Origin of the sequence: Rhizobium sp. NPDC090279, from assembly GCF_044769665.1 — a bacterium.
In the GTDB taxonomy this organism is placed as follows: Bacteria; Pseudomonadota; Alphaproteobacteria; order Rhizobiales; family Rhizobiaceae; genus Rhizobium.
The window spans coordinates 46137-70536 of record NZ_JBIVYI010000009.1 but is presented as its reverse complement, the minus strand read 5'-3'; the positions used below and the strand labels follow the sequence as shown (position 1 = coordinate 70536).

Annotated in this window: 23 protein-coding genes and 1 tRNA gene; 17 read left to right on the top strand and 7 right to left on the bottom strand. The window is 59.5% G+C overall.

Annotation, left to right across the window (positions count from 1 at the left end; all coding sequences use genetic code 11):
• The first annotated feature begins 21 nt into the window (after positions 1–21).
• The 3 genes from ACIQWP_RS22350 to ACIQWP_RS22340 all read left to right on the top strand — a co-directional run bounded on the left by ACIQWP_RS22350 (position 22) and on the right by ACIQWP_RS22340 (position 2462).
• Complete coding sequence (locus ACIQWP_RS22350) at positions 22–534, top strand: GNAT family N-acetyltransferase (protein ID WP_402792946.1); 513 nt, start codon at positions 22–24, stop codon at positions 532–534.
• Between the two features lie 241 nt (positions 535–775).
• On the top strand, positions 776–1804 hold the full coding sequence (locus tag ACIQWP_RS22345; protein WP_402792322.1) for a hypothetical protein: 1029 nt from the start codon (positions 776–778) through the stop codon (positions 1802–1804).
• A 148-nt stretch (positions 1805–1952) separates the two neighbouring features.
• Positions 1953–2462: a DUF1203 domain-containing protein gene (locus ACIQWP_RS22340; RefSeq protein WP_402792320.1), complete on the top strand. Its 510-nt coding sequence runs from the start codon at positions 1953–1955 to the stop codon at positions 2460–2462.
• Positions 2463–2468: 6 nt separating this feature from the next.
• Here the strand turns inward: ACIQWP_RS22340 and ald are convergent, their stop codons facing one another.
• Complete coding sequence (ald, locus tag ACIQWP_RS22335) at positions 2469–3587, bottom strand: alanine dehydrogenase (RefSeq protein WP_402792317.1); 1119 nt, start codon at positions 3585–3587, stop codon at positions 2469–2471.
• A gap of 152 nt (positions 3588–3739) precedes the next feature.
• On the opposite strand from ald, the gene ACIQWP_RS22330 reads away from it, so the two are divergent.
• Positions 3740–4201 (top strand): Lrp/AsnC family transcriptional regulator, encoded by a 462-nt coding sequence (locus ACIQWP_RS22330; protein WP_402792314.1) that lies wholly within the window; start codon positions 3740–3742, stop codon positions 4199–4201.
• A gap of 5 nt (positions 4202–4206) precedes the next feature.
• On the opposite strand, the gene ACIQWP_RS22325 is transcribed toward ACIQWP_RS22330, so the two are convergent.
• Complete coding sequence (locus ACIQWP_RS22325; RefSeq protein ID WP_402792311.1) at positions 4207–5010, bottom strand: endonuclease/exonuclease/phosphatase family protein; 804 nt, start codon at positions 5008–5010, stop codon at positions 4207–4209.
• Between the two features lie 160 nt (positions 5011–5170).
• Here ACIQWP_RS22325 and ACIQWP_RS22320 point away from each other — a divergent pair, with 160 nt between their 5' ends.
• Positions 5171–5530: a PilZ domain-containing protein gene (locus ACIQWP_RS22320; protein WP_402792308.1), complete on the top strand. Its 360-nt coding sequence runs from the start codon at positions 5171–5173 to the stop codon at positions 5528–5530.
• 137 nt (positions 5531–5667) lie between these two features.
• The gene (locus ACIQWP_RS22315; RefSeq protein WP_402792306.1) at positions 5668–7656 is read left to right on the top strand and encodes a bifunctional 2',3'-cyclic-nucleotide 2'-phosphodiesterase/3'-nucleotidase; all 1989 of its coding nucleotides are present in this window, start codon (positions 5668–5670) and stop codon (positions 7654–7656) included.
• A 43-nt stretch (positions 7657–7699) separates the two neighbouring features.
• On the opposite strand, the gene ACIQWP_RS22310 is transcribed toward ACIQWP_RS22315, so the two are convergent.
• Complete coding sequence (locus ACIQWP_RS22310; RefSeq protein ID WP_402792303.1) at positions 7700–8668, bottom strand: LysR family transcriptional regulator; 969 nt, start codon at positions 8666–8668, stop codon at positions 7700–7702.
• Positions 8669–8804: 136 nt separating this feature from the next.
• Between ACIQWP_RS22310 and ACIQWP_RS22305 the strand changes: the two genes are divergently transcribed.
• Positions 8805–9419 (top strand): FMN-dependent NADH-azoreductase, encoded by a 615-nt coding sequence (locus ACIQWP_RS22305; protein ID WP_402792301.1) that lies wholly within the window; start codon positions 8805–8807, stop codon positions 9417–9419.
• A 53-nt stretch (positions 9420–9472) separates the two neighbouring features.
• Here ACIQWP_RS22305 and ACIQWP_RS22300 read toward each other — a convergent pair whose 3' ends face one another.
• Entirely contained in the window at positions 9473–10054 is a 582-nt protein-coding gene (locus ACIQWP_RS22300) for a TetR/AcrR family transcriptional regulator (protein WP_402792298.1), read from the bottom strand.
• 105 nt (positions 10055–10159) lie between these two features.
• Here ACIQWP_RS22300 and ACIQWP_RS22295 point away from each other — a divergent pair, with 105 nt between their 5' ends.
• The 3 genes from ACIQWP_RS22295 to ACIQWP_RS22285 all read left to right on the top strand — a co-directional run bounded on the left by ACIQWP_RS22295 (position 10160) and on the right by ACIQWP_RS22285 (position 12241).
• Positions 10160–10936 carry an SDR family NAD(P)-dependent oxidoreductase gene (locus ACIQWP_RS22295; RefSeq protein ID WP_402792295.1) on the top strand — a complete coding sequence of 259 codons (777 nt, stop codon included), beginning with the start codon at positions 10160–10162 and terminating at the stop codon, positions 10934–10936.
• A 265-nt stretch (positions 10937–11201) separates the two neighbouring features.
• Positions 11202–11627 carry a hypothetical protein gene (locus tag ACIQWP_RS22290; protein WP_402792292.1) on the top strand — a complete coding sequence of 142 codons (426 nt, stop codon included), beginning with the start codon at positions 11202–11204 and terminating at the stop codon, positions 11625–11627.
• Between the two features lie 110 nt (positions 11628–11737).
• On the top strand, positions 11738–12241 hold the full coding sequence (locus tag ACIQWP_RS22285) for a GNAT family N-acetyltransferase (RefSeq protein WP_402792289.1): 504 nt from the start codon (positions 11738–11740) through the stop codon (positions 12239–12241).
• Between the two features lie 44 nt (positions 12242–12285).
• Here the strand turns inward: ACIQWP_RS22285 and ACIQWP_RS22280 are convergent, their stop codons facing one another.
• A complete protein-coding gene (locus ACIQWP_RS22280; protein WP_402792286.1) occupies positions 12286–12624 on the bottom strand; it encodes an HlyU family transcriptional regulator in 339 nt (112 codons plus the stop codon).
• Between the two features lie 37 nt (positions 12625–12661).
• Positions 12662–13912, bottom strand: coding sequence for a threonine ammonia-lyase (gene ilvA, locus ACIQWP_RS22275; RefSeq protein ID WP_402792283.1), 1251 nt, complete (start codon positions 13910–13912; stop codon positions 12662–12664).
• A gap of 358 nt (positions 13913–14270) precedes the next feature.
• Between ilvA and ACIQWP_RS22270 the strand changes: the two genes are divergently transcribed.
• Both ACIQWP_RS22270 and ACIQWP_RS22265 read left to right on the top strand, forming a co-directional pair.
• Positions 14271–14612, top strand: a complete 342-nt coding sequence (locus ACIQWP_RS22270; protein WP_402792280.1) for a hypothetical protein — start codon at positions 14271–14273, stop codon at positions 14610–14612.
• Positions 14613–14700: 88 nt separating this feature from the next.
• Positions 14701–14785: transfer RNA gene (locus ACIQWP_RS22265), tRNA-Leu, on the top strand.
• An 80-nt stretch (positions 14786–14865) separates the two neighbouring features.
• On the opposite strand, the gene wrbA is transcribed toward ACIQWP_RS22265, so the two are convergent.
• Positions 14866–15465, bottom strand: a complete 600-nt coding sequence (wrbA, locus tag ACIQWP_RS22260; RefSeq protein ID WP_402792277.1) for an NAD(P)H:quinone oxidoreductase type IV — start codon at positions 15463–15465, stop codon at positions 14866–14868.
• Positions 15466–15707: 242 nt separating this feature from the next.
• On the opposite strand from wrbA, the gene ACIQWP_RS22255 reads away from it, so the two are divergent.
• The 5 genes from ACIQWP_RS22255 (at position 15708) to ACIQWP_RS22235 (ending at position 24381) form a co-directional block, all read left to right on the top strand.
• Complete coding sequence (locus ACIQWP_RS22255; protein ID WP_402792275.1) at positions 15708–16463, top strand: competence/damage-inducible protein A; 756 nt, start codon at positions 15708–15710, stop codon at positions 16461–16463.
• Positions 16464–16699: 236 nt separating this feature from the next.
• Positions 16700–17545 carry a universal stress protein gene (locus tag ACIQWP_RS22250; RefSeq protein WP_402792273.1) on the top strand — a complete coding sequence of 282 codons (846 nt, stop codon included), beginning with the start codon at positions 16700–16702 and terminating at the stop codon, positions 17543–17545.
• 325 nt (positions 17546–17870) lie between these two features.
• Positions 17871–18368, top strand: a complete 498-nt coding sequence (gene gpt, locus ACIQWP_RS22245; protein WP_402792270.1) for a xanthine phosphoribosyltransferase — start codon at positions 17871–17873, stop codon at positions 18366–18368.
• Between the two features lie 771 nt (positions 18369–19139).
• Positions 19140–22934, top strand: a complete 3795-nt coding sequence (locus ACIQWP_RS22240) for a vitamin B12-dependent ribonucleotide reductase (protein WP_402792267.1) — start codon at positions 19140–19142, stop codon at positions 22932–22934.
• A 448-nt stretch (positions 22935–23382) separates the two neighbouring features.
• Positions 23383–24381 carry an acyltransferase family protein gene (locus ACIQWP_RS22235; protein WP_402792265.1) on the top strand — a complete coding sequence of 333 codons (999 nt, stop codon included), beginning with the start codon at positions 23383–23385 and terminating at the stop codon, positions 24379–24381.
• The last annotated feature ends 19 nt before the right edge of the window (positions 24382–24400 follow it).

The window sequence follows — 24400 nt, the reverse complement described above, 5'->3', positions numbered from 1 at the left end:
GTCCATATCACCCGCCTGGAAATGACCGCGCCGCCCAAGGCAAGCCTGCCGGTGCCGGTCAATATCCAGACTGCCATCATGCGCGCGCCTGGCATTCCGCTGCCTTTCTATCGCCACCTCTATCGGCAGGTGGGCGCGCGCTGGCATTGGGTGGATCGCCTTCGTCTCTCCGACGAGAACCTGACAACCACTCTCCACGACCAGCGCAACAATATCAGCGTGCTCTACGTCAACGGCGCGCCGGGCGGCTTCTTCGAGTATTTCCGTCAGGATGAAGAAACGATCGAGCTCAGCCATTTTGGCCTCATCGAGCACGCCCTTGGCCTCGGCATCGGCAAGTGGTTCCTGCTGCAGGCGCTCTACGCGATCTGGACGCTGAACCCGCAGCGGATCTTGACGACAACGAACAATCTCGATCATCCGCGGGCATTGCAGCTCTACCAGATGTTCGGCTTCTCGCCGATTTCGACGGGTCAGGGCATTGTCAGGCCGCTCAGCGACAAGGAACTGCTGGAACTCGCCAAGAAACCCTAGCACCTGCCGAAAAGTTGAAGCGACAATTTGGGCGAGATTGCGTAGCCTAGGCCTTGCGAAGGCGACAGCATATCAAGCCCCCGCATTCGGTGCTGCGAATGTCGCCCCGGCGAAAACTCGAAGCACTATCCGAGCAGCCACTCCATGCACGCATTTTCCGCATAGCCGTCAACTCTGCATCTGGCGTCGGATCGGTTCAGCCGTTCGACTCCGGCTCCGACCTGGAAAGCGAGAGCAGTCGATGGAAACGCCGTGGTTCCTAGTCGTTGCGACATGTCTCCTGGCGGCAAACCCGAGCATCGAGGGCGAGGCTCAGGCCGCACAGCAAACGAATGCGGGAAATCACCCCATCCCGCAAATCTGGTTCAACATGGGAGCGATCAGCACCCCGGTCGGGCATCACAGCTGGGACCTGCTCTATTATCAGCCCAATCCTGAATGGCCCAGCTTCATGGGCCGCGTGAAAGTCGTGGGAATGATCACGCAGGCGTTGGTGAAAATTCCCGATGCCGATCTCGCCAAGATGGCTGCGCGTCTCAAACAGGAGCATGTGGCGCTCGGGATCGAAATGCTTGCCCAGGCTTATACGCTGCCCGGCGCGGCCTCCAATTTGCACTGCGGAGGCGGTATCGAAGGCTATTTGCCGCCGGAGCAAACCGCCGCTCTTGCCGCCAAGCTCAAACGCGCCGGAGCCGACCTGCAATATCTCGCCATGGACGAACCTCTCTGGTTCGGCCATTACTACAGCGGCAAGAATGCCTGCCGCTCGTCGATTGAAGATGTTGCCGAACGGGTCGCTCTCAACATCCGTGAGTATCAAAAGGTTTTCCCCCACGTCGCCCTGGGCGAAATGGAGCCATTCCCGTCCATCACCGACCAGCCCCACTGGCAGGATGACTACCGGGAATGGCAACATGCGATCCATGTGAAGACAGGTCAGCCTTTGGCCTTTACGTTCGTCGATATCAATTGGGGTATTCAACGCTGGCCAGCCAGCTTGCAGGCGTTTGAAAAATTCTCCCACACTTTCCAGCAACCCTTCGGCATTATTTACAACGCCGCTCCGCCGCATGCGGCCGACACCAATCAGCAGTGGCTTGACGACGCGCAGCGCAATTTCATTCACATAGAGAAGACGCTTGGCGTAGAACCCGATTGGGCGATGTTTACATCGTGGGACAGATTTCCGGGCCACGCCATTACCGATCAATCCGGACCCGGTGAAGATTATCTCGTGAAGGGATATCTGCGGTTCCGTGGGGAGAAGTAGACGGCCCGATCCTGAATGATCGACGCTCGGCCACCGACGGCAGGGTGGCCTGAGGGCCGGCAGACGCGAAGACGCAAGCTGGCGGGAATCGGGTGGCTTCGCGCCTCGCTTCGGCGCATCACATGGTGAACCTCAAAGGAGATTTGCCATGCCTTCCATCGCTTTTGCAGCCATGCCCACCGCCGATGCCGAAGTTCTGTGGAACGGTGGCGCAGACGCTTACGGTTACCAGCCGGAGACCATGCTGTCCGATGGGCCTGGCCATCCTTGCCGCCATTGCCTGCGCAATATCGATGCTGGCGAAGAATTGTTCGTCTTTGCCTATCGCCCCTTCCCGGAATTGCAGCCCTATGCGGAGACCGGTCCGATCTTCCTGCACAAGACGCCGTGCCAACGCTACGGGGCAGAAGAAATCCTGCCGCCGGTGCTGGCGAGCAGCCGGGATTTCATCGTGCGCGGCTATGGAAAGAACGACCGCATCGTCTACGGAACCGGCGCGGTGACGCCGACCGGCGATATTTCAGCCTATGCGGCTTCGCTGCTCGAACGCCCCGACATCGCCTATGTCCATGTCCGCTCGGCGCGCAACAATTGCTATCAATGCCGGATCGATAAGGTGGGAGCGCCGGCCTATGCCGATGCCGGCGCCTCCATCTGACTGAGGCTATGCCACGTTCAGAACGCTTTCGGGCGCAACAGCCTCGTAGCCGAGGGCTTCTGCCACCGGCTTGTTGGTGATGCGGCCCCTGTGCACGTTGAGGCCGTTGCGGAGGTGCTTGTCTTCCGCAATGGCACGAAGGCCGCGATCGGCCAAGGCGAGACCATGATAAATGGTGGCGTTGTTCAGGGCATGTGCCGAGGTGACAGGAACAGCGCCCGGCATGTTGGCAACACAGTAATGCACCACACCGTCAACCACATAGGTCGGATCGGAGTGCGTTGTCGCATGCGAGGTTTCGAAGCAGCCGCCCTGGTCGATGGCGACATCGACGATGACGGAACCCTTCTTCATGCCGGATAGCATCTCGCGTGTGACCAGCTTCGGCGCGGCGGCACCGGGGATCAGGACGGCACCGATGACGAGATCGGCGGAGAAGACTTCTTCTTCCAACGCCTGAATGCTGGAATAGCGGGTGTGGACGCGGCCGTTGAAGATATCGTCCAGCTGACGCAGGCGCGGCAGCGAGCGATCAAGGATGCTGACGTCGGCGCCGAGGCCGGCCGCCATTTTGGCCGCATGCAGACCGACGACGCCGCCGCCGATGATCGCGACCTTGGCCGGCAGCACGCCCGGCACGCCGCCGAGCAGGATGCCGAGGCCACCATTGGCCTTCTGCAGCGCTGTCGCCCCCGCCTGGATCGACAGACGACCGGCAACCTCCGACATCGGCGCCAGCAGCGGCAGGCCGCCGCGCTCGTCGGTCACGGTCTCATAGGCGATGGCGGTCACGCCGGAGGCGAGCAAGCCCTTGGTCTGTTCTGGATCGGGTGCGAGATGCAGGTAGGTGTAGAGAAGCTGTCCTTCGCGAAGCTGCGCCCATTCCGAGGGCTGCGGCTCCTTGACCTTCACGATCATGTCGCACTTCTCGAAAATATCCTTGGCGCTTGCGGCGATCTTGGCGCCGGCGGCGATATAGGCATGATCGTCGGCGCCGATGCCGGCACCGGCCTTCGTCTCGACCCAGACTTCGTGGCCATGGGCGACATATTCACGAACGGACGCAGGCGTCAGGCCGACGCGATATTCGTGGTTCTTGATTTCCTTGGGGCAGCCAACGCGCATTTCATTCCTCCTCGAATGCTTTTGCGTCTGTATTTTTCTCCGGCTGAAATCAGACCACCACAGCCCCGCAATGTCCTTGCAAAGACGATTTGCGCTGCGGTCATTTTTCGTGATTTATTGCGTGGACAGAAGTTTTTTCGAAAGTTCTTCGAATGTCAGACCTCGACACCATTGATCATTCGATTCTGCGGATGCTGCAGCAAAACGCGCGCATCACGAATTCAGAACTCGCCGAGAAGGTTGGCCTGTCGCCCTCGGCGTGCTCGCGCAGGCTCGATATTCTCGAAAAGAGCGGTGTCATCGACGGCTATCACGCGCATCTCTCGCAAAAGGCGCTGGACTACAAGATGATCGCCATCGTGCACATCTCTCTGTCAGGCCAGTTCGCCAAGACGCTCTCCGAATTCGAAACGGCGGTGAAACGCTGTCCGAACGTGCTCTCCTGCTATCTCATGTCCGGGGAATACGACTATATCTTGCGCGTCGCTGCGCGCGATCTCGAGGATTATGAGCGTATCCATCGCGACTGGCTTTCGGCCTTTCCTCATGTGGTAAAGATCAATTCCAGCTTCGCGCTGCGCGAGATCATCGACCGGCCGAATGTCGGCCTCTAGTCATTTTAACGCAGATCCAGCAACAATGCGCGGTGATCCGAGACTTCGGGCTCGGCAACCGGATCGAAGCTCAAAACCTCGACATTCGGCGTCACCAGCATGTAGTCGGCAAAGCGCGGCTGCTTTTTGTAAAGAGACGTGCGCGTGTCGTCATGCCCCCGTGACGTGACGAGATCGACAAGCCCCAGGCTGCCGAGGATCTCGAAGGTTTCGCTATCAGGGAGCAGGTTGAAATCGCCGCAGACGACCAGCCGGTCGCTGTCCTGCTTTACCTGTCGGATGAGTTCGAGAAGCGCATTTGCCTGATGGCGGCGCGCCGGCGTATCGCCCTTGCCGGCGATATCGCGAAGGCCATGCATCTGAGCGATGGTGATCGGGCAGCCGCGCTCATAGTCGAAAAGACGAATGCAATGGGCATTGCGCGAGCGTGGATGCGGTCCCCAACCGTCGGCGGAAAACTCGCCGTGGACGAAGCCTGCCGCCTGGCCAATGACCGGATAAGTCCTGCGGACGAAGGTTGCCAAGCCGAATTCGGAATGGAACCGTCGATCGCCATCGAAGAGATCCCCTCGTGCAACCGGGAGAAAGAAACCATCATGAGCCGGCAAAGCAGCTTGCAGTTCATCAAATAGATTGACCCGCTGCTGAAGTTCGACACCATGATCGCGGTAAGTCAGCCAATCGGCTTGCGAACCAGGCGCGCGTCCCACCTCTTGCAGGCATAGAACATCAGCATCAACATCGACCAAGTACCGCATCAGCGGTTCATGCAGCAGGCCGCCCCATACATTCAAGGAAACAATACGCATGTCCCGTACCCCAATATTCATATTGCCGGTCGCGATCAGACACCCGACTCCGGTATCGATTCGGGACGTCCGACTACAATTTTAGCGATTATGCTAAGCATCCTTCAATGCTCGCCTGCTATCCAGAAGAGGAAAACGATGCGCGAACCGGGATAACATCATGCAGTCCTCTTCGAAATCTCTCGTTCAAGGCAACCTCAAAATAAAGACGCGAGTTTCGCCGCGCCACTATGCCCGGCTGACGGGCCAGGTCCGATATTTCACCAAGCTCGTCGCCGGTCGCGTCGTCAATATTTCCACCAGCGGCATCGCTCTCGATCTGCAGGCTCCGCTCTATGCGGCCGCCGGCAGCAAGGTGCGCGTCGAATGCGACGATATCGGCTTGCTGGACGGTTTCGTGCGCTGGGCCCACAATGGCCGCATCGGCATCGAGTTCGACCGCTCCTCCAACGCATCCGCAAAAGTCGCGTCCTATTTCCGCTTTTTCCACAAGGACATAAAGCCGGTTCTCAAGCGTTGATGGGATGTCGGCAAAGGCCGGCTACGATCCACAATAAGCCTGTCACATAACTGGTGCACACCTTCAAAAATCGTCCTAGTCTCGCGGGCCCGAGAGATGATCGACGGACTATAGCCCCATCGTTGAAGGAGTGTTCCATGTCTTCCATTCTGGATTTGCCCAGCATGTCGCGCCGTTCCCTGCTGCAAGGCCTCAGCGCCACGGCGGCGCTGATCGTGCTGCATCCTTTCGCTGCCCGTGCCGCCGGCAACCAGGCGCATCTGCGCCTGATGGAAACGACCGATATCCACGTCAACGTCTTCCCCTACGACTACTATGCCGACAAGCCGAACGACACGATGGGCCTGACGCGTACCGCGACGATCATCGACAATATTCGCGCCGAAGCCACCAATTCGCTGCTGATCGACAATGGCGACGTGCTGCAGGGCAACCCGATGGGCGATTACATGGCCTATCAGCACGGCATGAAGGACGGCGACGTCCATCCCGTGATCAAGGCGATGAACACGCTTGGCTATTCGGTGGGGACGCTCGGCAACCACGAATTCAACTATGGCCTCGACTTCATGTTCAAGGTGCTGGCCGGTGCGAACTTCCCGTTCGTCTGCGCCAACCTCACCAAGGGCCAGCTTGCTTCCGATCCCACCAAGGACGACCTGTTCTTCAAGCCCTATCTGATCCAGGAAAAGAAGATCAAGGACGGCGCCGGCAATGAAAGCCCGATCAAGATCGGCTTCATCGGTTTCGTACCGCCGCAGATCATGCTGTGGGATATCAAGAACCTCGAAGGTAAGGCACAGACCCGAGATATCGTCGAAGCCGCCAAGGCCTGGGTTCCGGTCATGAAGGCCGAAGGCGCCGATATCATCATCGCCCTCTCGCATTCCGGCATCGACGGCAGCGGCCCCTCCGACAAGATGGAAAATGCCTCGCTCTACGTCGCCGCGGTCGATGGCATCGATGCCGTCTTCACCGGCCACCAGCATCTCGTCTTCCCCGGCCCGAAGACCTGGGACGGCATCAAGGACGCCGATCCGGTCAAGGGCACGCTGCATGGCAAGCCCGCCGTCATGGCCGGCTTCTGGGGTTCGCATCTCGGCCTGATCGACCTGCTGCTCGAGAAGGACGGCAAGAGCTGGAAAATCGTCGATTTCACCTCCGAAGCAAGGCCGATCTACCATCGCGACGACAAGAAGAAAGTCGTCGCCGATGTCGCCGACAAGAAGGAAGTCGTCGAAGCTGCAAAAGCCGAGCATGAGGCGACACTGACCTATGTCCGCACCCCCGTCGGCAAGACGTCCGCGCCGCTCTACTCCTATTTCGCGCTCGTCGCCGACGATCCGTCGGTGCAGATCGTCAGCCAGGCGCAGGTCTGGTATATCAAGGAGATGCTGAAGGAGACGCAGTACAAGGATCTGCCGGTTCTCTCCGCTGCCGCCCCCTTCAAGTGCGGCGGCCGCAACGGCGCCGACTATTATACGGACGTTCCGGCCGGCAACATCGCCATCAAGAACGTCGCCGACCTCTACCTCTATCCCAACACCGTACAGGCCGTCGTCATCAACGGCGCGCAGGTCAAGGGCTGGCTGGAAATGTCCGCCGCGATGTTCAACCAGGTGCAGCCGGGCGCCAAGGATGCGGATCTGATCAACAACAGCTTCCCCTCCTATAACTTCGACGTCATCGACGGCGTCACTTACCAGATCGACGTGTCGCAACCGCGCCGCTTCGGCGACGACGGCAAGGTTCTGAATGCCGATGCAAACCGCATTCAGAACCTGCAATTCAACGGCAAGCCGATCGACCCCGCGCAGAAATTCCTGGTCGTCACCAACAACTATCGCGCCGGCGGCGGCGGCAACTTCCCGGAAATCGGCGCCGATAAGGTCGTCTATCAGGCGCCCGACACCAACCGTGACGTCATCGTGCGCCACGTGCACGATCAGGGCACGATCAACCCGACCGCCGACGGCAACTGGACGTTCAAGCCGCTGCCGGGCACGACGGCGCGGTTCCAGAGCTCGCCGAAGGCCAAGGATTTCCTCGATCAGGTCAAGAGCGTGAAGATCGAGGACGCCGGCGAAGGCGCGGACGGCTTCCGCAACTACCGGCTGATGCTGTAGTCCTCAAAGACATGGCCCTCTCCTCCTTGCGGGGAGAGGGTTTTCATTCAGCTGCCAGGCGCTTTTCTTCTGGGTGGAACATTTCGATTGCTGCCTTGAAGTCCGTGTGGTTCGGGCATTGCGACAGGCGTGAACGAAACGCCTCGATCATCCAGGCAGCGGCCGGACCCGGCGGATTGTCGACCTTGCGGACCGCATAGATCGGATATTCGCTCTGGTCATAGGCATCGAGCGCCAGCGGCACCAGCCGCTCCTTCTGCAGATCCTCCATGATGAACGAGGCCGGCAGGCCGCCCCAGCCGAGACCGCCTCGGATCAGCTGATGCTTGGTGGCGATATCGCTCACATGCCAGATCTTGTAGGACAGGACATTGAAATCCCTGCCATTCGTCAGGCTGGAGGCGTCGGTGACGACGAGCTGGACCTCATCGCGCACATCGGCCAGCGTCAACGGCCGCCCCATCTTCACAAGCGGATGGGTGGGTGCGGCCACCGGCATCATGAAGGAATGACCGATGCGCTCGATGACCAAGGCATCGTCCTGCTTCACCACGGAACCGCCAATGCCGATTGTCGACCTGCCGCTGGAGACGAGTTCCATCATCGAGCCGAGCTCGCCTGTGTCGAGCCGCAGCGACACATAGGGGAAACGATCGCGGAACTCACGCAGCACGTCGACGGTTGCGTGCACCGGCACCATGACACTGATGGCGACGGCCACTTCTGCCTCGAGCCCGGTCTTCAAACCCTTCACCCTGGCACGCATGACCTGGAGATCGGAGAGAATGCGGCGTGCATCCTCCAGCATCACCCTGCCCTCATCCGTCAGCTTCGGCTGGCGCGAGCCCGAGCGCTCGAACAGCGGCATTTCAAGCTGCGCCTCCAGGTTGGCGATCGTGTAGCTGATGACCGACTGGGCACGATTGAGCGCACGCGAAGCGGCGGAAAAACTGCCTGACTCCGCAACTGTCAAAAAGACCTGCAGCTGGTCGAGCGTGGGATTGGGGAGCATCTGCCATCCATTCTATCGATAATTACAATCCATATTATCACAGTTTTTCTCGATAGCACTGAGGACTTATCTATTTCTCGAACGCGATCGGACTCTCCCGGCCGATTTTAGCAACTCATTGAAAAGGAAAACGGATATGTCCTCCATTCTGCTTCTCACCTCCAGCCCGCGTCCGGACTCGCTCTCCACCAAGATCGCAACCGAGCTCGCCGACAAGATCAAGGCAAATAACCCCGGCAAGACGCTGGTTCATCGCGACCTCGCCGCCGATAATCTGCCGCACATCGATGGCCCGTTCACGGCTGCCATCCGCACCCCGGTCGATGCCCGCACGCCGGAACAGCAGGAACTGGTCAAGGTTTCAGATGCGCTCGTCGACGAGCTGCTCGCTGCCGACACGGTGGTCATCGGCACCGGTCTCATCAACTTCAACATCTATTCGTCGCTGAAGACCTGGATCGACAACATCGCTCGCGCCGGCCGCACCTTCACCTACACCGAAACCGGCCCGAAGGGCCTGGCTACCGGCAAAAAGGCCTACATCGTGCTTGCCTCCGGCGGCGTCTACTCCGAAGGCCCGGCTGCTCCGCTGAACCACGCCGTTCCTTACCTGAAGTCGGTTCTGGCCTTCATCGGCATCACCGAAGTTGAGACCGTCTACGTCGAAGGCGTCGCTTTCGGCCCGGAAGCTGCCGAGAAGGCAGTCGGCGCCGCTCAGGCCCGCGCCTCCGAGCTGGCTCTCGCCGCTTAATCGACAGCATTATTCATATGATGACAGGCGGCCGGCTCCAACCGGCCGCTTTGCTATTTCGCCTCCGGCAGCGCTTTCACGAACTGCTTCACGGTTTCCAGAATCTCGCTCGAAAGAGCCTCGTCATTCGCCACCCGCGCAAGGCCGAGCGCGCCCGTCATGAGACAGGAGGCGATAATCGCCTTGCGCCTGGCTTCGGCGGTTTCCGGCTCCGGCATACGCGCCGTCATGGTCTCGAAATTCCGTTGCAAGCCCTCGGTCGCCACCGTGCGGACCGCATCGCTGCTGCGCGCCATATCCGCCGTGAGCGCGGCATAGGCACAGCCCTCACCGCAATGGTCGCGATGACGTTCGCTCAGATAGCCATCGACATAGTCGCTGAGCGGAATGCTCTCCGGATCAATCCCCTTTTCTTCCAGCTGCCGTCGCGATGAGCCGATCGCCGATTCCATGGCTTCCGCAACGAGCTCGTCACGCGAGGCGAAGTGCTTGTAGAAGCCCCCCACGGTCAGGCCGGCCTCCTTCATCAGATCGGCGACGCCGATCCCTTCCAAACCCTCCTCGCGCAGACGCTTGGCGGCGAGCGTCACGATGCGTTCGTGCGTCTTCTGCTTTTCCAGTTGCGAGCGGCCCATCGAAAATCCTTTCGTGCCCGGCTTGACAAATTGGATTACGATCATAATCCTTATAGATAACGATCATAATCCAGATCGTGATAAAAGCCAACAGGAGCTACGAACATGCGTCTCAAGAACAAGGTTGCCGTCATCACCGGTGGAAACAGCGGCATCGGCTTCGCCACAGCCCGCCTCTTCCTCGCCGAAGGCGCCAAGGTCGTCATAACCGGCCGCAACGCGAAAACGCTGGCCGCCGCAGCCGAAGAGCTCGGCGATGGTGTGTTGGCACTGCAGGCCGACACGACAGACATTCCGGCCATGGAGAAGGCCTTTGCCGAGGCTGCGGAGAAACTCAGAAAATTCGATATCGTCTTCGCCAATGCCGGCATTGCCGGCGACACCCCGCTCGGCGGGACCACGCTCGAACAGTTCGAAACCATCGTGCGCATCAATTTCACTGGCGTCTTCTTTACCGTGCAGGCAGCACTGCCGCATCTGAATGACGGCGGTTCGGTGATCCTCAACGGCTCAGTGCATGCCGTCCTCGGCATTCCCGGCGCTTCGGCCTATGCAGGCACGAAGGGCGCCGTTCGCGCCATGACCCGCAATCTCGCCTCCGAACTTGCACCCCGCGGCATCCGCGTCAACCAGGTGACGCCCGGCGCCACCAGCACGCCGATCTGGGATGCGCGCGCCGCCACGCCGGAGGCCAGGGAGGGACTAAGGGCACGCTTTGGCAGTTTCAGCCCGCTGGGTCGCATGAGCGAAGCCGACGAAATCGCCAAGGCCGCGCTCTATTTCGCCTCAGACGATTCCGCCAACGTAACGGCCATTGAAATCACCGTCGACGGCGGCGCCGTCAATGCCCCGTCCGGCGCCAAGATGTTTCGCACGGCTTGAGCCTGCAAAGATTGAATGACCGTCGATAGCGACGGTCGTATCGGGCCGCCTGACGCTGATGCGAAGGGCGGCCTTTGTGCGACAGAGACGGAATCTGCCCGAATTCCGATTGCTGCAGCAGACGGCTTTTGCAATGCTCCGAATCCGAAGAGAAGGGTCTCATGTTTAGCACCATTCTTCGTACAGAAATCCGACCAACAGCGCAGCGACGATATGGGTAGAAAAAATGCTAATTCCAATGTACGCGCCGCGGCACTTTGGGCGCTTGGACACCTGGCACATCTCCGGTTGGAGGATCAAGGCCTACGGGATTTCGGCGCACACGCTGGAACACGACCAACTTCTGGACCCGGGCTTGATCGCCGAGGCACGCTCGTTCGTCGAAGCCAATCTTGTTCGCATGGACGAGACGCCACATTACTCCGTCGGCTTCGCTATTCTTCACCACGGGAGCAGCGCCAAGACGTTGTTGATACAGTGGTGGGTAAATGAATGTGTTTGCATGCAGTACGCTGCTCAGTCGGAGTATTCAGGACAACCGAGATTTTCGCTCGCCAAGAGCGACCTCATGGCGTGTGCTTATGAATTGGTTGCCATTGATTTCGAACGACGCGCCTGGGTTTCAACGGTCATGTCGGGAAAGCCGATGGAGGACTATCTTGAGAGCTGGCTGCCGGATGGTCTCCACTGATGCGGCGCATCGCGACGCAAGACAAACGCCTCTATGACAACATGCCGCGTTTGCTACCTTTCATTTTGCAAAAACCGCTCTCAACGCCTTGAAACCCGTTGGACGAAGATATGACCTCAAGCTTCCGAGCAATAATCGCAGACGACACCGCAGATCTGCTAAATTTGTGGAGGGATGCCTGGAGCGCGACCTACAGCTCGAGCCTAGGCCAAAATGCTCTTTCGTCCATGCTGAAGGACTTGGAGCGCAATGGGGCTGCATCAATGTTGCCTGGCTCCGGTGAACGCGGCTACTGCATTGCCTCAAGCGGTCGACTACACGGCAGCGCAATCGTCGCGGAACGTGGAACGGTTGCCTACCTCTGGGGCATGTACGTTCATCCGAGCCAGCAACGGAAGGGCTTCGGCACACTGTTGCTGGCGGGGGTGGCGGAAGAAATAGAAACTGCCGAAAGGATTGAAGTCAGGGTTCTCGTTTCAAGCCCGGCCGCCATCGATTTCTACAGAAAACACGGTTTTGTGGAAACAGGCCGAGAGATGATCGAGATCCTGGGCAGCGTGGAAGCAGCCGCGCTGGTGATGTCCGTCTGTACTGAAAGCTTGAAAGCCTGTTAGCCGCTGGTTCTTTCGAGGCTGCGACCGGACCCACCCGCTGACAATCAGACCTGACGGACCTTTTCGCCATCGCCGAAGAGGCCGGCGCCGTTCTGGTCGATGATCTGCTGCGCCTTGCGGAAGGTCGATTCCACGGCGTCGTCCGACGAGGTGAAAACATCGGCGCGAATGAAATTGCGCACCAGGATCTCGCCGTTCACATCCTTCTCGATCCGGCCCATGAGGCGGAACTGATTGCCTTCGCGCTGCGGGGTCGCATGGATCGTGCAACCGGCATGCACCTGGGGCTCGACGCTGACCGTGGAACCGCCAGACTTTTCAGTGCCCGCCTGCGATGCGCCACCGGTGAAGATCGAGATGATATTTGAAAAGAACGAAGCCATGGATCGCCTTTAGCATGAAGGTTGCGGGGCCGCAAAGTCAAATGATCAGGTTTGCCAGGATCTCGTTTTCGGTGATGTCCTCATAGCCCATGCCGGAACTTTCGAAATTGGCGATAAGCTCTTTGAAATTATCCGGATTCTTCGTCTCGATACCGATCAGGATGGAGCCGAAATTGCGGGCGCTCTTCTTCAGATATTCGAAGCGCGCGATATCGTCTTCCGGGCCGAGCATATTGAGGAAATCGCGTAGCGCGCCAGGGCGCTGCGCCAGACGCAGGATGAAGTATTTCTTCAGCCCGGCATAGCGCATGGCGCGCTCCTTGACATCGGGCAGGCGCTCGAAGTCGAAATTGCCGCCGGAGACGACGGCGACGATGGTCTTGCCGCGAATGCTGTCGCGATCGAGCTTTTCCAGTGCCGTGATCGCCAGTGCGCCGGCCGGCTCCAGCACGACGCCTTCGACATTGAGCATATCGGTGATAGTGACGCAGATGGCGTTTTCCTCGATGAGCTTGACCTGTTCGGCGGCAAAGCCCTTGAGCGCAGCGAAATTCAGCTCGCCGATGCGGCCGACGGCAGCGCCATCGACGAAATTGTCGACCTTGGCGAGCGTCACCACCTGCCCCGCCTCGATGCTGCGGCGAAGGCTCGGCGCTCCCGCCGGCTCTGCGAAGGTGAAGGCGTCGCGGGAAATAGTGTCGGCAAGATAGCCAGTGATCCCGGCTGCAAGACCGCCGCCGCCGACCGGAAGAAGAACGTGGTCGGGGATGACACCCTCAGGCAGTTGCTCCGCAATCTCGGCCGCCACCGTCGCCTGCCCTTCGATGATATCGAGATGATCGAAAGGCGGCACCATGACGCCGTCAATATGCTGTACGTGTTCGCGCGCCGCCTGGTAGCACTGGTCGAAGAAATCGCCGAAGAGCTTGATGGTGATGAACTCGCCGCCGAAGATGCGGGTCTTGTCGATCTTCTGCTGCGGCGTCGTGACGGGCATATAGACCACGCCAGGCACGCCGAAATGCCGGCAGACGAAGGCAAAGCCCTGGGCATGATTGCCGGCGGATGCGCAGACGAAGGTCTTGCCCGTGCCGTCCTCGGCAATCACCTTGCGGAGGAAATTGAAGGCGCCGCGGATCTTGTAGGAGCGAACCGGCGTCAGATCCTCGCGCTTCAGCCAGATATCGGCGCCATAGCGGGCGGAAAGATGCTCGTTCAATTGCAGCGGTGTTGCGGGAAAGAGGCCGCGCATGGCCTCTGCGGCTTCGAGAACAGTCTGTTTGTCCACGGCTTGTCCGTCCTTCTTCAATCCATTCCCGCTATGGCACAGGAAAGATGACTATAGAAAGCCTGTTTACCCCACTTTCCGACCTGCATGGCGATATTGTTCACGATGAATGGCCCCGACCGCGGATAGATGCCTTGTGCTGCCGCACCCGCGAAATCTGCGAATTGACAGCGCCGGTGTACGTGCCTCCAATAGCAGCCAGCCATCATGACGATGGTTAGAGGCCCGCCCCAATACCGATCCGTCGGCTCCGGCGGGCTTCGCCTATCCATGGCGGCAATAACTTCTACTTGCGTCCAGGATTGAGAATCGCGTGAAGGATGCTTATCCCAATTTTATTCGAGGGGAGAACATCATCATGCGCCTTATACGCTCGGTTATCATTGCGTTCGGTCTCATGGCGCTTGCGTCCTGCACTTCGCAGGAAAAGGGTTTTGAGAAGAACATCCCCATCTTGAAGGAAAGCCCGACGGCGCGAGCACAGGTCATCGACAAGTGCATGTCACAGCACCTGCCGCCGGAAACGCTCGATGAAATCGCGTTCTACGTCAAATCTCAGAGAAGCGAAGCAAAGCGGCTTTTCTGTCAACGGCTGATGAATGGCCTGGTCGCTGGAAAAATCAGCTACGCCGATTTCAAGGCCATGTTCCAGCAGAAGAAAGTGACGCCAGCGCTTGTCAACGTTCTCAAGGGTCACTGAGCCCCGCATCGGGCCGGGACCTGTCTGTCCCTTTCCTGCAAAACATTTCCTTGACTGAATCGCTCAAGTGCTTGATGGGGGAAGGCACGCGGACGTGGCGAAACTGGTAGACGCAAGGGACTTAAAATCCCTCGGAGTGATCCGTACGGGTTCGACCCCCGTCGTCCGCACCAAAGATTAAATTCCACCAATGCCCAAATGAAAAAGGCGCAGCTTTCGCCGCGCCTCTCTTAATTCACATGCAAAAATCGAATTAGGCCGTGAGCTTGGCCGCGATCTTGGCGACGTGGGCGCCCTGATACTTTGCGGCTTCCAGCTCGATTTCGGACGGCTGGCGCGAGCCGTCGCCGTTGGTGATGGTGGAGGCGCCGTAGGGCGAGCCGCCCTTGACTTCCTCGGTGCCCATCTGGCCCTGGAAGGCGTAGGGAAGGCCGACGACGACCAAGCCGTGGTGCAGGAGCGTCGGGATGAAGCCGAGGATGGTGGATTCCTGGCCGCCGTGCTGGGTTGCGGACGAGGTGAAGACCGAGCCGACCTTGCCGACGAGCTTGCCGCCGAACCAGAGGCCGCCGGTCTGATCCCAGAAATTGCGCATCTGCGAGGCGACCGTGCCGAAGCGGGTGCCGGCGCCGACGATGATGGCGTCGTATTCGGCCAGTTCATCCGGCGTGGCGATCGGGGCTTCCTGGTCGAGCTTGAAGTAGGAGGCCTTGGCGACTTCTTCCGGCACGAGTTCGGGCACGCGCTTGACGGTGACGTCTGCGCCGGCGGACTTCGCACCTTCTGCGACGGCATAGGCCATCTTCTCGATATGACCGTAGGCGGAGTAATAGAGAACCAGAACCTTAGCCATGAAAACCTCTCCTGTTTGTTGGACGCATTGAGTGTCGAGGGATGTTGTATCAGCGATGCGACAGCGGCACAGCCCCCACGCTCAGAACGCACTGTTCATCCTGCGTAGACGGAAATTCACTTGCAATATCTTGCTGGGATCGGCTGCCGCGCCAAAACGAGCGTTTGCATTCGCCGCAAACAGCGCTACCTATCTCAAACCTTTTTCGAACGCGCCGATTGCGCATTTTCCTGGATGTCTTCATGTCGAACGAAACCATTGTCACAGCCGCTATGCTGGCCATCGGCGACGAACTGCTCTCCGGCCGCACGAAGGACAAGAATATCGGCCATCTCGCCGATGTGCTGCTGCTGGCTGGCATCGACCTGAAGGAAGTTCGGATCGTCGCCGACGACGAGGATGCGATCGTATCGGCGCTGAATGCCTTGCGCGGCCAATATGATTACGTTTTCACATCAGGCGGCATCGGCCCGACCCATGACGACATTACCGCCGATGCCATTGCCAAGGCCTTCGGCGTACCCTGCCAGCACGACGCGGAAGCCATGCGGATCATGGGTGAAATGTATGCGCGGCGCGAGATGGAGTTCACCGAGGCCCGCCAGCGCATGGCGCGCATGCCCGTGGGATCGAAGCATATCGTCAATCCGGTCTCGACGGCGCCTGGCTTTAACATCGGCAACGTCTACGTCATGGCTGGCGTGCCGCAGGTTTTCCAGGCGATGCTCGACAATGTCATCCCGACGCTCAGGACCGGCGCGCATATTTTGTCGACCGCCATTTCCTGCCCCTATGGCGAGGGCGAGATAGGCACGCCGCTCGGCCTCATCCAGAAGGCGCATCCCGATACCAGCATCGGCTCCTACCCGCGCTATGTCGGCCAGTTCTTCTCGACGGAAATTGTCGTCAGGGGCCGATCCGCCGAGCTGGTTGAAAATGTCGCAGCGGAAGTGCGCGCGATGATCGAAACCATCCGGCAGTCGAAAGCTACTGCATAGTTCCTTAAATCGGGATCGATTTAAGGATGAAATTATGCAGCAGATCTAGAGTGTTACAGCGACCTTTGCGCGTCACATGTGACGCGCGGCGCTGTACGGAAAATCAGTCGGCTGAAGCCTGATATTCAACGAAGGCGTGCGTTTTGCGGGGAACCCTGGGGCATTCCGGGCATTATCTTATAGCGGAATGCTGATATCATGATCCGATCCAACCCTTCCGCATGGGAGATCTCTTCATGTCCTACAAAACGATAGTGACCGTTCTTGACAATCCCGGCAACACGCGCGTTGCGGCCGAGTTTTCGGCAGCGCTCGCAAAGGAACATGGCGCCCATGTCATCGGACTTCATGCGGAAATCGTCTCGACCGTGCCGCTGGTGGCACCGATGGAGATTCCGGACCCCGTTGCGGTTCAGGCGCTTCAGGATGTCGCCCATAATCAGGCAGTCGACATCGAGCGTCTGTTCCGCACGAAGATGGAAGCTGCCGGCCTCGATTACGAATGGCGCAGCTTTGCCAGCACGATCGGCTACGGCACCGAGCCTCTGATCGAGAGCGCCCGCAGCGCCGATCTCCTGGTTGCCGTGCAGCCGGACCCGTCGAAATATGGCGACACGCAGGTCGATGTCGAAACCTTCCTGTTCGACAGCGGTCGGCCGGTCCTGCTGATCCCCTACATTCTGAAGGAGCCGAAACCCGTCCGCCGCGTGCTGATCGCCTGGAACGGCTCCAAGGAAGTGGCGCGCGCCACTTTCGATGCGCTGCCCTTCCTCAAGGCTGCGGATTCAGTCGAGATCCTCTCGGTCAGCACATCGGAGAAGGACCCGCATCCGTCCAAGGAAACCGGCGTCCAGATCGCGGCCGCGCTGACGCGCCACGGCGTTCGTGCCAGGTTCGAGACGGCAGCCTGCGCCAACAAGTCGACGCCGTCGCAGGTCATCGAAAACCGGCTGGCGGACGACAGCATCGACCTGCTGGTCATGGGGGCCTACACGCATTCCTGGCTGTGGCAGATGATCTTCGGCGGCACGACGCGCACCCTGCTGCAATCGATGACGGCGATGACTTTGCTGGCCCGCTGAACGGCCGGGAAACAGCTGGGAGCTCAGATCCTGTGGCAACCGGTGCAAATCTGCACCGGTTGCCAGGTTTGCCGCTATTGCCTTTTGCCAGTAAATCCAGCAGAAAGCAGCGACCGATGACAGAATTCCCGCCAGGGAACCGTTCGCGCGGTCGAAGGAGCATGGTCCCGAAAAGCATAGGCTTTTCCCGGATGAGATCCTGTTCAGGCAGATAGCAAGCGAATCGCGTTCCGGATTTGGTTCATGGTCCGCGCCCGGTGCGGGGTCTGCTCAGGGTCGCCGGCGCTGCCGGTGTGTCGTTATTCCATGCCCCGGAGCTTCTGCCATGTCCCTGCCCGATAAAGCCTTCCCCGTATCCTGGGATCAGTTCCATCGCGATGCGCGCGCGCTTGCCTGGCGGCTTGCCGGCCTCAATCGAGATTTCAAGGCCATCGTCTGTATCACCCGTGGCGGCCTCGTGCCGGCCGCCATCATCTCGCGCGAGCTCAATATTCGCTTGATCGAGACGGTCTGTGTCGCCTCCTATCACGACTATTCCAGCCAGGGCGAAATGAACCTGCTCAAGGGCATCGCCCCGGAACTGTCGGCCAATGGTGGCGAAGGGGTGCTCGTCGTCGACGATCTCACCGATACCGGCAAGACGGCTCTCGAAGTTCGCGCCCTGCTGCCGAAGGCGCATTTCGCCTGCGTCTACGCCAAGCCGACCGGCGTTCCCACGATCGACACCTTCATCACGGAAGTCAGCCAGGATACCTGGATCTACTTCCCTTGGGACATGGGCTTCACCTATCAGGAGCCGATCGCCAAGGGTCATCGCGGCTGATCTCCAGTTACCGGCGGTGCGAATCAGTCACGATGCGCGCCTGTGGGGAAACGCGATTCGAATGACGGTAATAGAGGTGGGCGCTGCGGCGCCCACTAGATTTAGTGGACATGATTGTGGCGAGAATGGGCGGGATTCAAGGGTTTCCGCCCGAATCATGATGCGCTACGGCATGATTTCGCCGTGCTGCCAATGGCATCAGGGCCACGGTCACATTTTTGTCGTTTTTGACTCCGGCGTTGATGACGATTGCCTCGCCAGCGGTCGTACGAAGGGCGAGCCGCACGCCTCAAGCTCTTGATTCTTCTACCCTACTGGCGTTTCCCCAGTTTCCACAGCTAAGCCCACAAGATATTGTGGTTAACAATCCCTAGCAAACCACCCCTTGACGGAATCGGGTCTTTCAAAGTTAATGGACGACGTTGCGGCGGCGACTGGACCAGGCGGGTTTACGAGGACTGGTTCTCAATTCGAAATCGGGTTCGGATTCAAGGCAGTTCACCTTTGCCGGTGGCTGCTTCGGGCGGTTTTGTGCCGATGTCGATGCTGCCGAAAAAATAGATGCGGGGACTGGCGGCAATAAGCTGTTAATACTATATTTAGTGTTTGCAGCCACCATCACCACAAGATACAGGAAAGACATCTCCGGATGACACCTCCTGTCAGAAAGCGGATCGGAAGCTGGCTGCGCGTTGAATTCGCGATGCCGGAATGAGAATTTTTGCGCCCTGCTTTCATGCGGGCGCGCACCAACGAATGAGGATTGGGACCATGCGCATCGAACGTCGCTTTACGAAGGCAGGCCAGTCAGCCTACGCGGATATCGAATTCCGCAAGGCGACGAGCGAGATCAAGAATCCCGACGGATCGATCGTTTTCCGCCTCGAAAATATCGACGTGCCCGCGCAGTTCTCGCAGGTCGCCGCCGACATTCTGGCGCAGAAGTATTTCCGTAAGGCCGGCGTGCCCGCCAAGCTCAGACGCGTTGAGGAAAACGACGTTCCTTCCTTCCTGTGGCGCTCCGTGCCCGACGATGCGGCCATGAAGGATCTGCCCAAGGATCAGCAGACCGGCTCCGAAACCGATGCGCGCCAGGTCTTCGACCGCCTTGCCGGCACCTGGACCTATTGGGGCTGGAAGGGCGGCTACTTCTCCTCCGAAGAAGATGCCTCCGCCTTCCGCGACGAGCTTGCCTACATGCTCGCCACCCAGCGCGTCGCGCCGAACTCGCCACAATGGTTCAACACCGGCATGCACTGGGCCTACGGCATCGACGGTCCCGGCCAGGGCCATTATTACGTCGACCCGTTCACCGGCAAGCTCACCAAGTCCAAGTCTGCCTATGAGCATCCGCAGCCGCATGCCTGCTTCATCCAGTCGGTCGAGGACGACCTCGTCAACGAAGGCGGCATCATGGACCTGTGGGTTCGCGAAGCTCGCCTCTTCAAGTATGGCTCCGGCACCGGCTCCAACTTCTCGATGCTGCGCGCCGAGGGCGAAAAGCTTTCCGGCGGTGGCCGTTCCTCCGGCCTGATGAGCTTCCTGAAGATCGGCGACCGCGCCGCCGGCGCCATCAAGTCAGGCGGCACGACCCGCCGCGCCGCCAAGATGGTCGTCGTCGACATCGACCACCCGGATATCGAGGACTACATCAACTGGAAGGTCAAGGAAGAGCAGAAGGTCGCAGCCCTCGTCACCGGCTCGAAGATCGTCGCCAAGCATCTGAAGGCGATCATGAAGGCGACGGTCAATTGCGAAGGCGACAATGACGATTGCTTCGACCCGGCCAAGAACCCTGCCCTGAAGCGCGAGATCCGTGCTGCCAAGAAGGATCAGGTTCCGGAAAACTATGTTCAGCGCGTCATCCAGTTCGCTCGCCAGGGCTACAAGGATCTCGAATTCAAGACCTACGACACGGACTGGGATTCGGAAGCCTATCTCACCGTATCCGGCCAGAATTCCAACAACTCGGTCTCGATCAAGGACGACTTCTTGCGCGCCGTCGAAAATGATGGCGACTGGAACCTGACCGCCCGCAAGGACGGCAAGGTCGTGAAGACGCTGAAGGCCCGCGACCTCTGGGAATCCATCTCCTACGCCGCCTGGGCATCGGCCGATCCGGGCCTGCACTTCAACACGACGATGAACGACTGGCACACCAGCCCGGCTGCCGGCCCGATCCGCGCATCCAACCCGTGCTCGGAATACATGTTCCTGGACGACACGGCCTGCAACCTCGCCTCGCTGAACCTCATGACCTTCAAGGACGCAGCGACGAAGCGCATCAACATCGCCGATTACGAACACGCCGTCCGCCTCTGGACCGTCGTTCTCGAAGTCTCCGTGATGATGGCGCAGTTCCCGTCGCGCCGCATCGCCGAACTTTCCTACGAATACCGCACGCTCGGCCTTGGCTACGCCAATATCGGCGGCTTGCTGATGTCGTCGGGCATCCCCTATGACAGCGACGAAGCCCGCGCCATCGCCGGCTCGCTGACCGCGATCATGACCGGTATCGCCTATGCGACCTCGGCGGAAATGGCCTCCGAACTCGGGACTTTCCCGATGTTCAAGCCGAACCGCGAGAACATGCTGCGCGTCATCCGCAACCATCGCCGCGCCGCCTACGGCGAGACTTCGGGCTATGAGAGCCTGTCGGTCAATCCGGTGGCGCTGATCCATTCCGACAATCCGGACAAGGATCTCGTTGCCCATGCCAAGGCTGCCTGGGACAAGGCGCTGGAACTCGGCGAGAAGCACGGCTACCGCAACGCCCAGGCAACCGTGATTGCGCCGACCGGCACGATCGGCCTCGTCATGGATTGCGACACGACCGGTATCGAGCCGGACTTCGCCCTGGTGAAGTTCAAGAAGCTTGCCGGCGGCGGCTATTTCAAGATCATCAACCGTGCCGTTCCGGAAGCGCTGCGCACGCTCGGCTATTCCGAAAGCCAGATTGCCGAGATCGAGGCCTATGCCGTCGGCCACGGCAACCTGAATCAGGCGCCGGCCATCAACCCGTCGACGCTCAAGGCCAAGGGCTTTACCGCCGAAAAGGTCGATGCCGTCAACGCTGCTCTGAAGAGCGCCTTCGACATCAAGTTCGTCTTCAATCAGTGGACGCTCGGCGCCGACTTCCTGAAGGGCACGCTGAAGGTATCCGACGAGCAGATGGCCGATATGAGCTTCAACCTGCTCGACCATCTCGGCTTCTCGAAGAAGGACATCGAGGCTGCGAACATCCACGTTTGCGGTGCGATGACGCTGGAAGGCGCGCCGTTCCTCAAGAACGAGCATCTCGCCGTCTTCGATTGCGCCAATCCCTGCGGCAAGATCGGCAAGCGCTACCTCTCGGTCGAGAGCCACATCCGTATGATGGCGGCTGCCCAGCCGTTCATCTCGGGCGCCATCTCCAAGACGATCAATATGGCCAACGAAGCGACCGTCGAGGATTGCAAGAACGCCTACATGCTTTCGTGGAAGCTCGGCCTCAAGGCGAATGCGCTCTATCGCGACGGCTCCAAGCTCAGCCAGCCGCTGAACGCCTCGCTGATCGAAGACGACGGCGACGAGGACGCTCTCGAGGAATTCCTGCAGGCTCCCGCCGCGGCTCAGGCCGTCACCATCACCGAGAAGATCATCGAGCGCGTCATCGAGAAGGTCGTGCGCACGCAGGAAAAGCTGCCGGGCCGCCGCAAGGGCTACACCCAGAAGGCCAAGATCGGCGGGCACACCATCTTCCTGCGCACCGGCGAATATGACGATGGCCGCCTTGGCGAAATCTTCCTTGACATGAACAAGGAAGGCTCTGCCCTGCGCGCCTTCATCAACAACTTCGCGATCTCGGTTTCGCTCGGCCTGCAGTACGGCGTGCCGCTCGAAGAATATGTCGACGCCTTCACCTTCACCAAGTTCGAGCCGGCCGGCATCGTCACCGGCAACGACGCCATCAAGAACGCCACGTCGATCCTCGACTATGTGTTCCGTGAACTGGCCATCTCCTATCTCGGCCGCCACGATCTCGCCCATGTCGACACCTCGGACTTCAGCAACACGGCGCTCGGCCGCGGTGTTTCCGAAGGCAAGGCCGATGTCGTCTCCAAGGGCCTGACCCGCGGCTACAAGCCGACGCTGGTTCCAACCAGCGGCGAGCAGGTCAAGGGTACGGCCACGGCCGCTCCGGCACGAGCAGCCTCGATTGCGACGGTGACGGCATTTGCCGGCAACACAGTGCGCAAGCTGGAGCCGACCAGCGCCATCTCCACCTCCGAAGTCGTCGCCTTCAAGCGCGATTACGAAGAGCGTGCAAAGGAACTGGCCGAGGAGATCGCCGAGGAACTGGCAAGCGAAACCGCAGAAACCACTGGCCTCTTCACCGACAAGGCCGCCAGCGATGCGGCGACGGCCAAGACGGACGCCAAGAAGCTGGAATCCGAACGCCGCGCCCGCTCCATCATGCAGGGCTACACCGGCAACATGTGCACGGAGTGCCAGAACTTCACGATGGTCCGCAACGGCACCTGCGAGAAGTGCGACACGTGTGGCGCAACGAGCGGCTGCTCTTGATTATTTATCGTACTCTTAGCTGATGCATCAACGGGGCGAGCAATCGCCCCGTTTTTTTTGAAATGGCAAGGTGTTTCGCAATCGGACTGAAGCTGCGCATTCCCCAAATGGCGCGATGGCAGCCTCAGGCTGTCAGTGCCGGAGCAATACTCCCCATGGACCGAAAAGTATCCGTCAGCGCGGCGGTTCATGAAGAAATGCCTACATGGCTGAATGCCTGACTTTATCAGTGCTAATGCCCTTCATCCCAAATGCCCGATTTCGGACACGAAACCGGCGGGAAATGATCCATTTTCATTGGAATTGTTGCTGCAGCAATATGCAGCAATATTCGGTCTGCCGAGCCTCAAAGCCGTGATGCACGGTGCCCGGCCTTTCGACGCATTTTATCGCTGAATCCGACCCTTGTGGCATCGGAGTTGGCAGTTCGATCGTGTGAGGCACCGCTTTGAAAATCGGCAGCGACATCACGAGCATTCAATATCTGCGGGCCATCGCCGCAATTTCCGTTCTTTGTTTCCATGTCAGCGAGACATACGGCCTTGATTTCAAGGCCGGAGCGGCGGGGGTCGATATATTCTTCGTCATCAGCGGCTTCATCATGTGGGTCACGACCGATGGAAGATCGATCGGCCCGCAGGAATTCATCTGGCGACGGCTCATCAGGATCGTGCCGCTCTACTGGATTGCGACGGCGGCAACCTTCGTCGTCGCCGTGCTGAAACCGCAATTCTTCTTCGACACGAATTCGAGCATTGAGAACTTGATCGGCTCGCTATTCTTCGTGCCCTTCATGAAGGACGAAGCACTGCATCCCGTCGTCGAGCAGGGATGGACGCTTTCCTACGAGATGTTCTTCTATCTCATCTTTTCGATTTCTCTGCTGCTGCCGGAATTCAGACGGCTCTGGTTCCTGATGGCGACCCTGGTGACCATCGTCATCGTGCATTACCTGCTGCCTGTCGGCTATCTCAGCGTTTTCACCCAGCCGGTCATCCTGGAATTCGCGGCCGGCATCATCATCGGGCGCCTGTGGAAACAAGGTTTTAGGCTACCCTTTCCCGTCGCCGTCGGCTTGATGATCGTTGGGGCCGTGCTGCTTGTGGCGAGTGACCCGCTCATCCATTTGGAACGGGCTGTCCGCTGGGGCATACCGGCAGTGTTGCTCTTGTCGGGCGCCGTTTTCGCAGAGCGGGAGCGAGGTGTTCCACAGCTGGCATTCCTGCATTTCCTCGGGGATGCCTCCTATTCGATCTATGTTTGGCACGTGCTGACCGGCATTCTTGTCACGGCCCTGCTTTTGCGCGTCGGGGTGCCGCACGGCATGCAGCCTGTGTTGATCGCAGTGGGTTCGCTGGCCTTTGCCACCGTCTGTTGTTTGTGCATCGAGCGCCCGATACAGTGGAAAATGCGATCATCGCGTCCGCGACCCGCCTATCGCGGTTGACGCATGAGACCGGATGGCG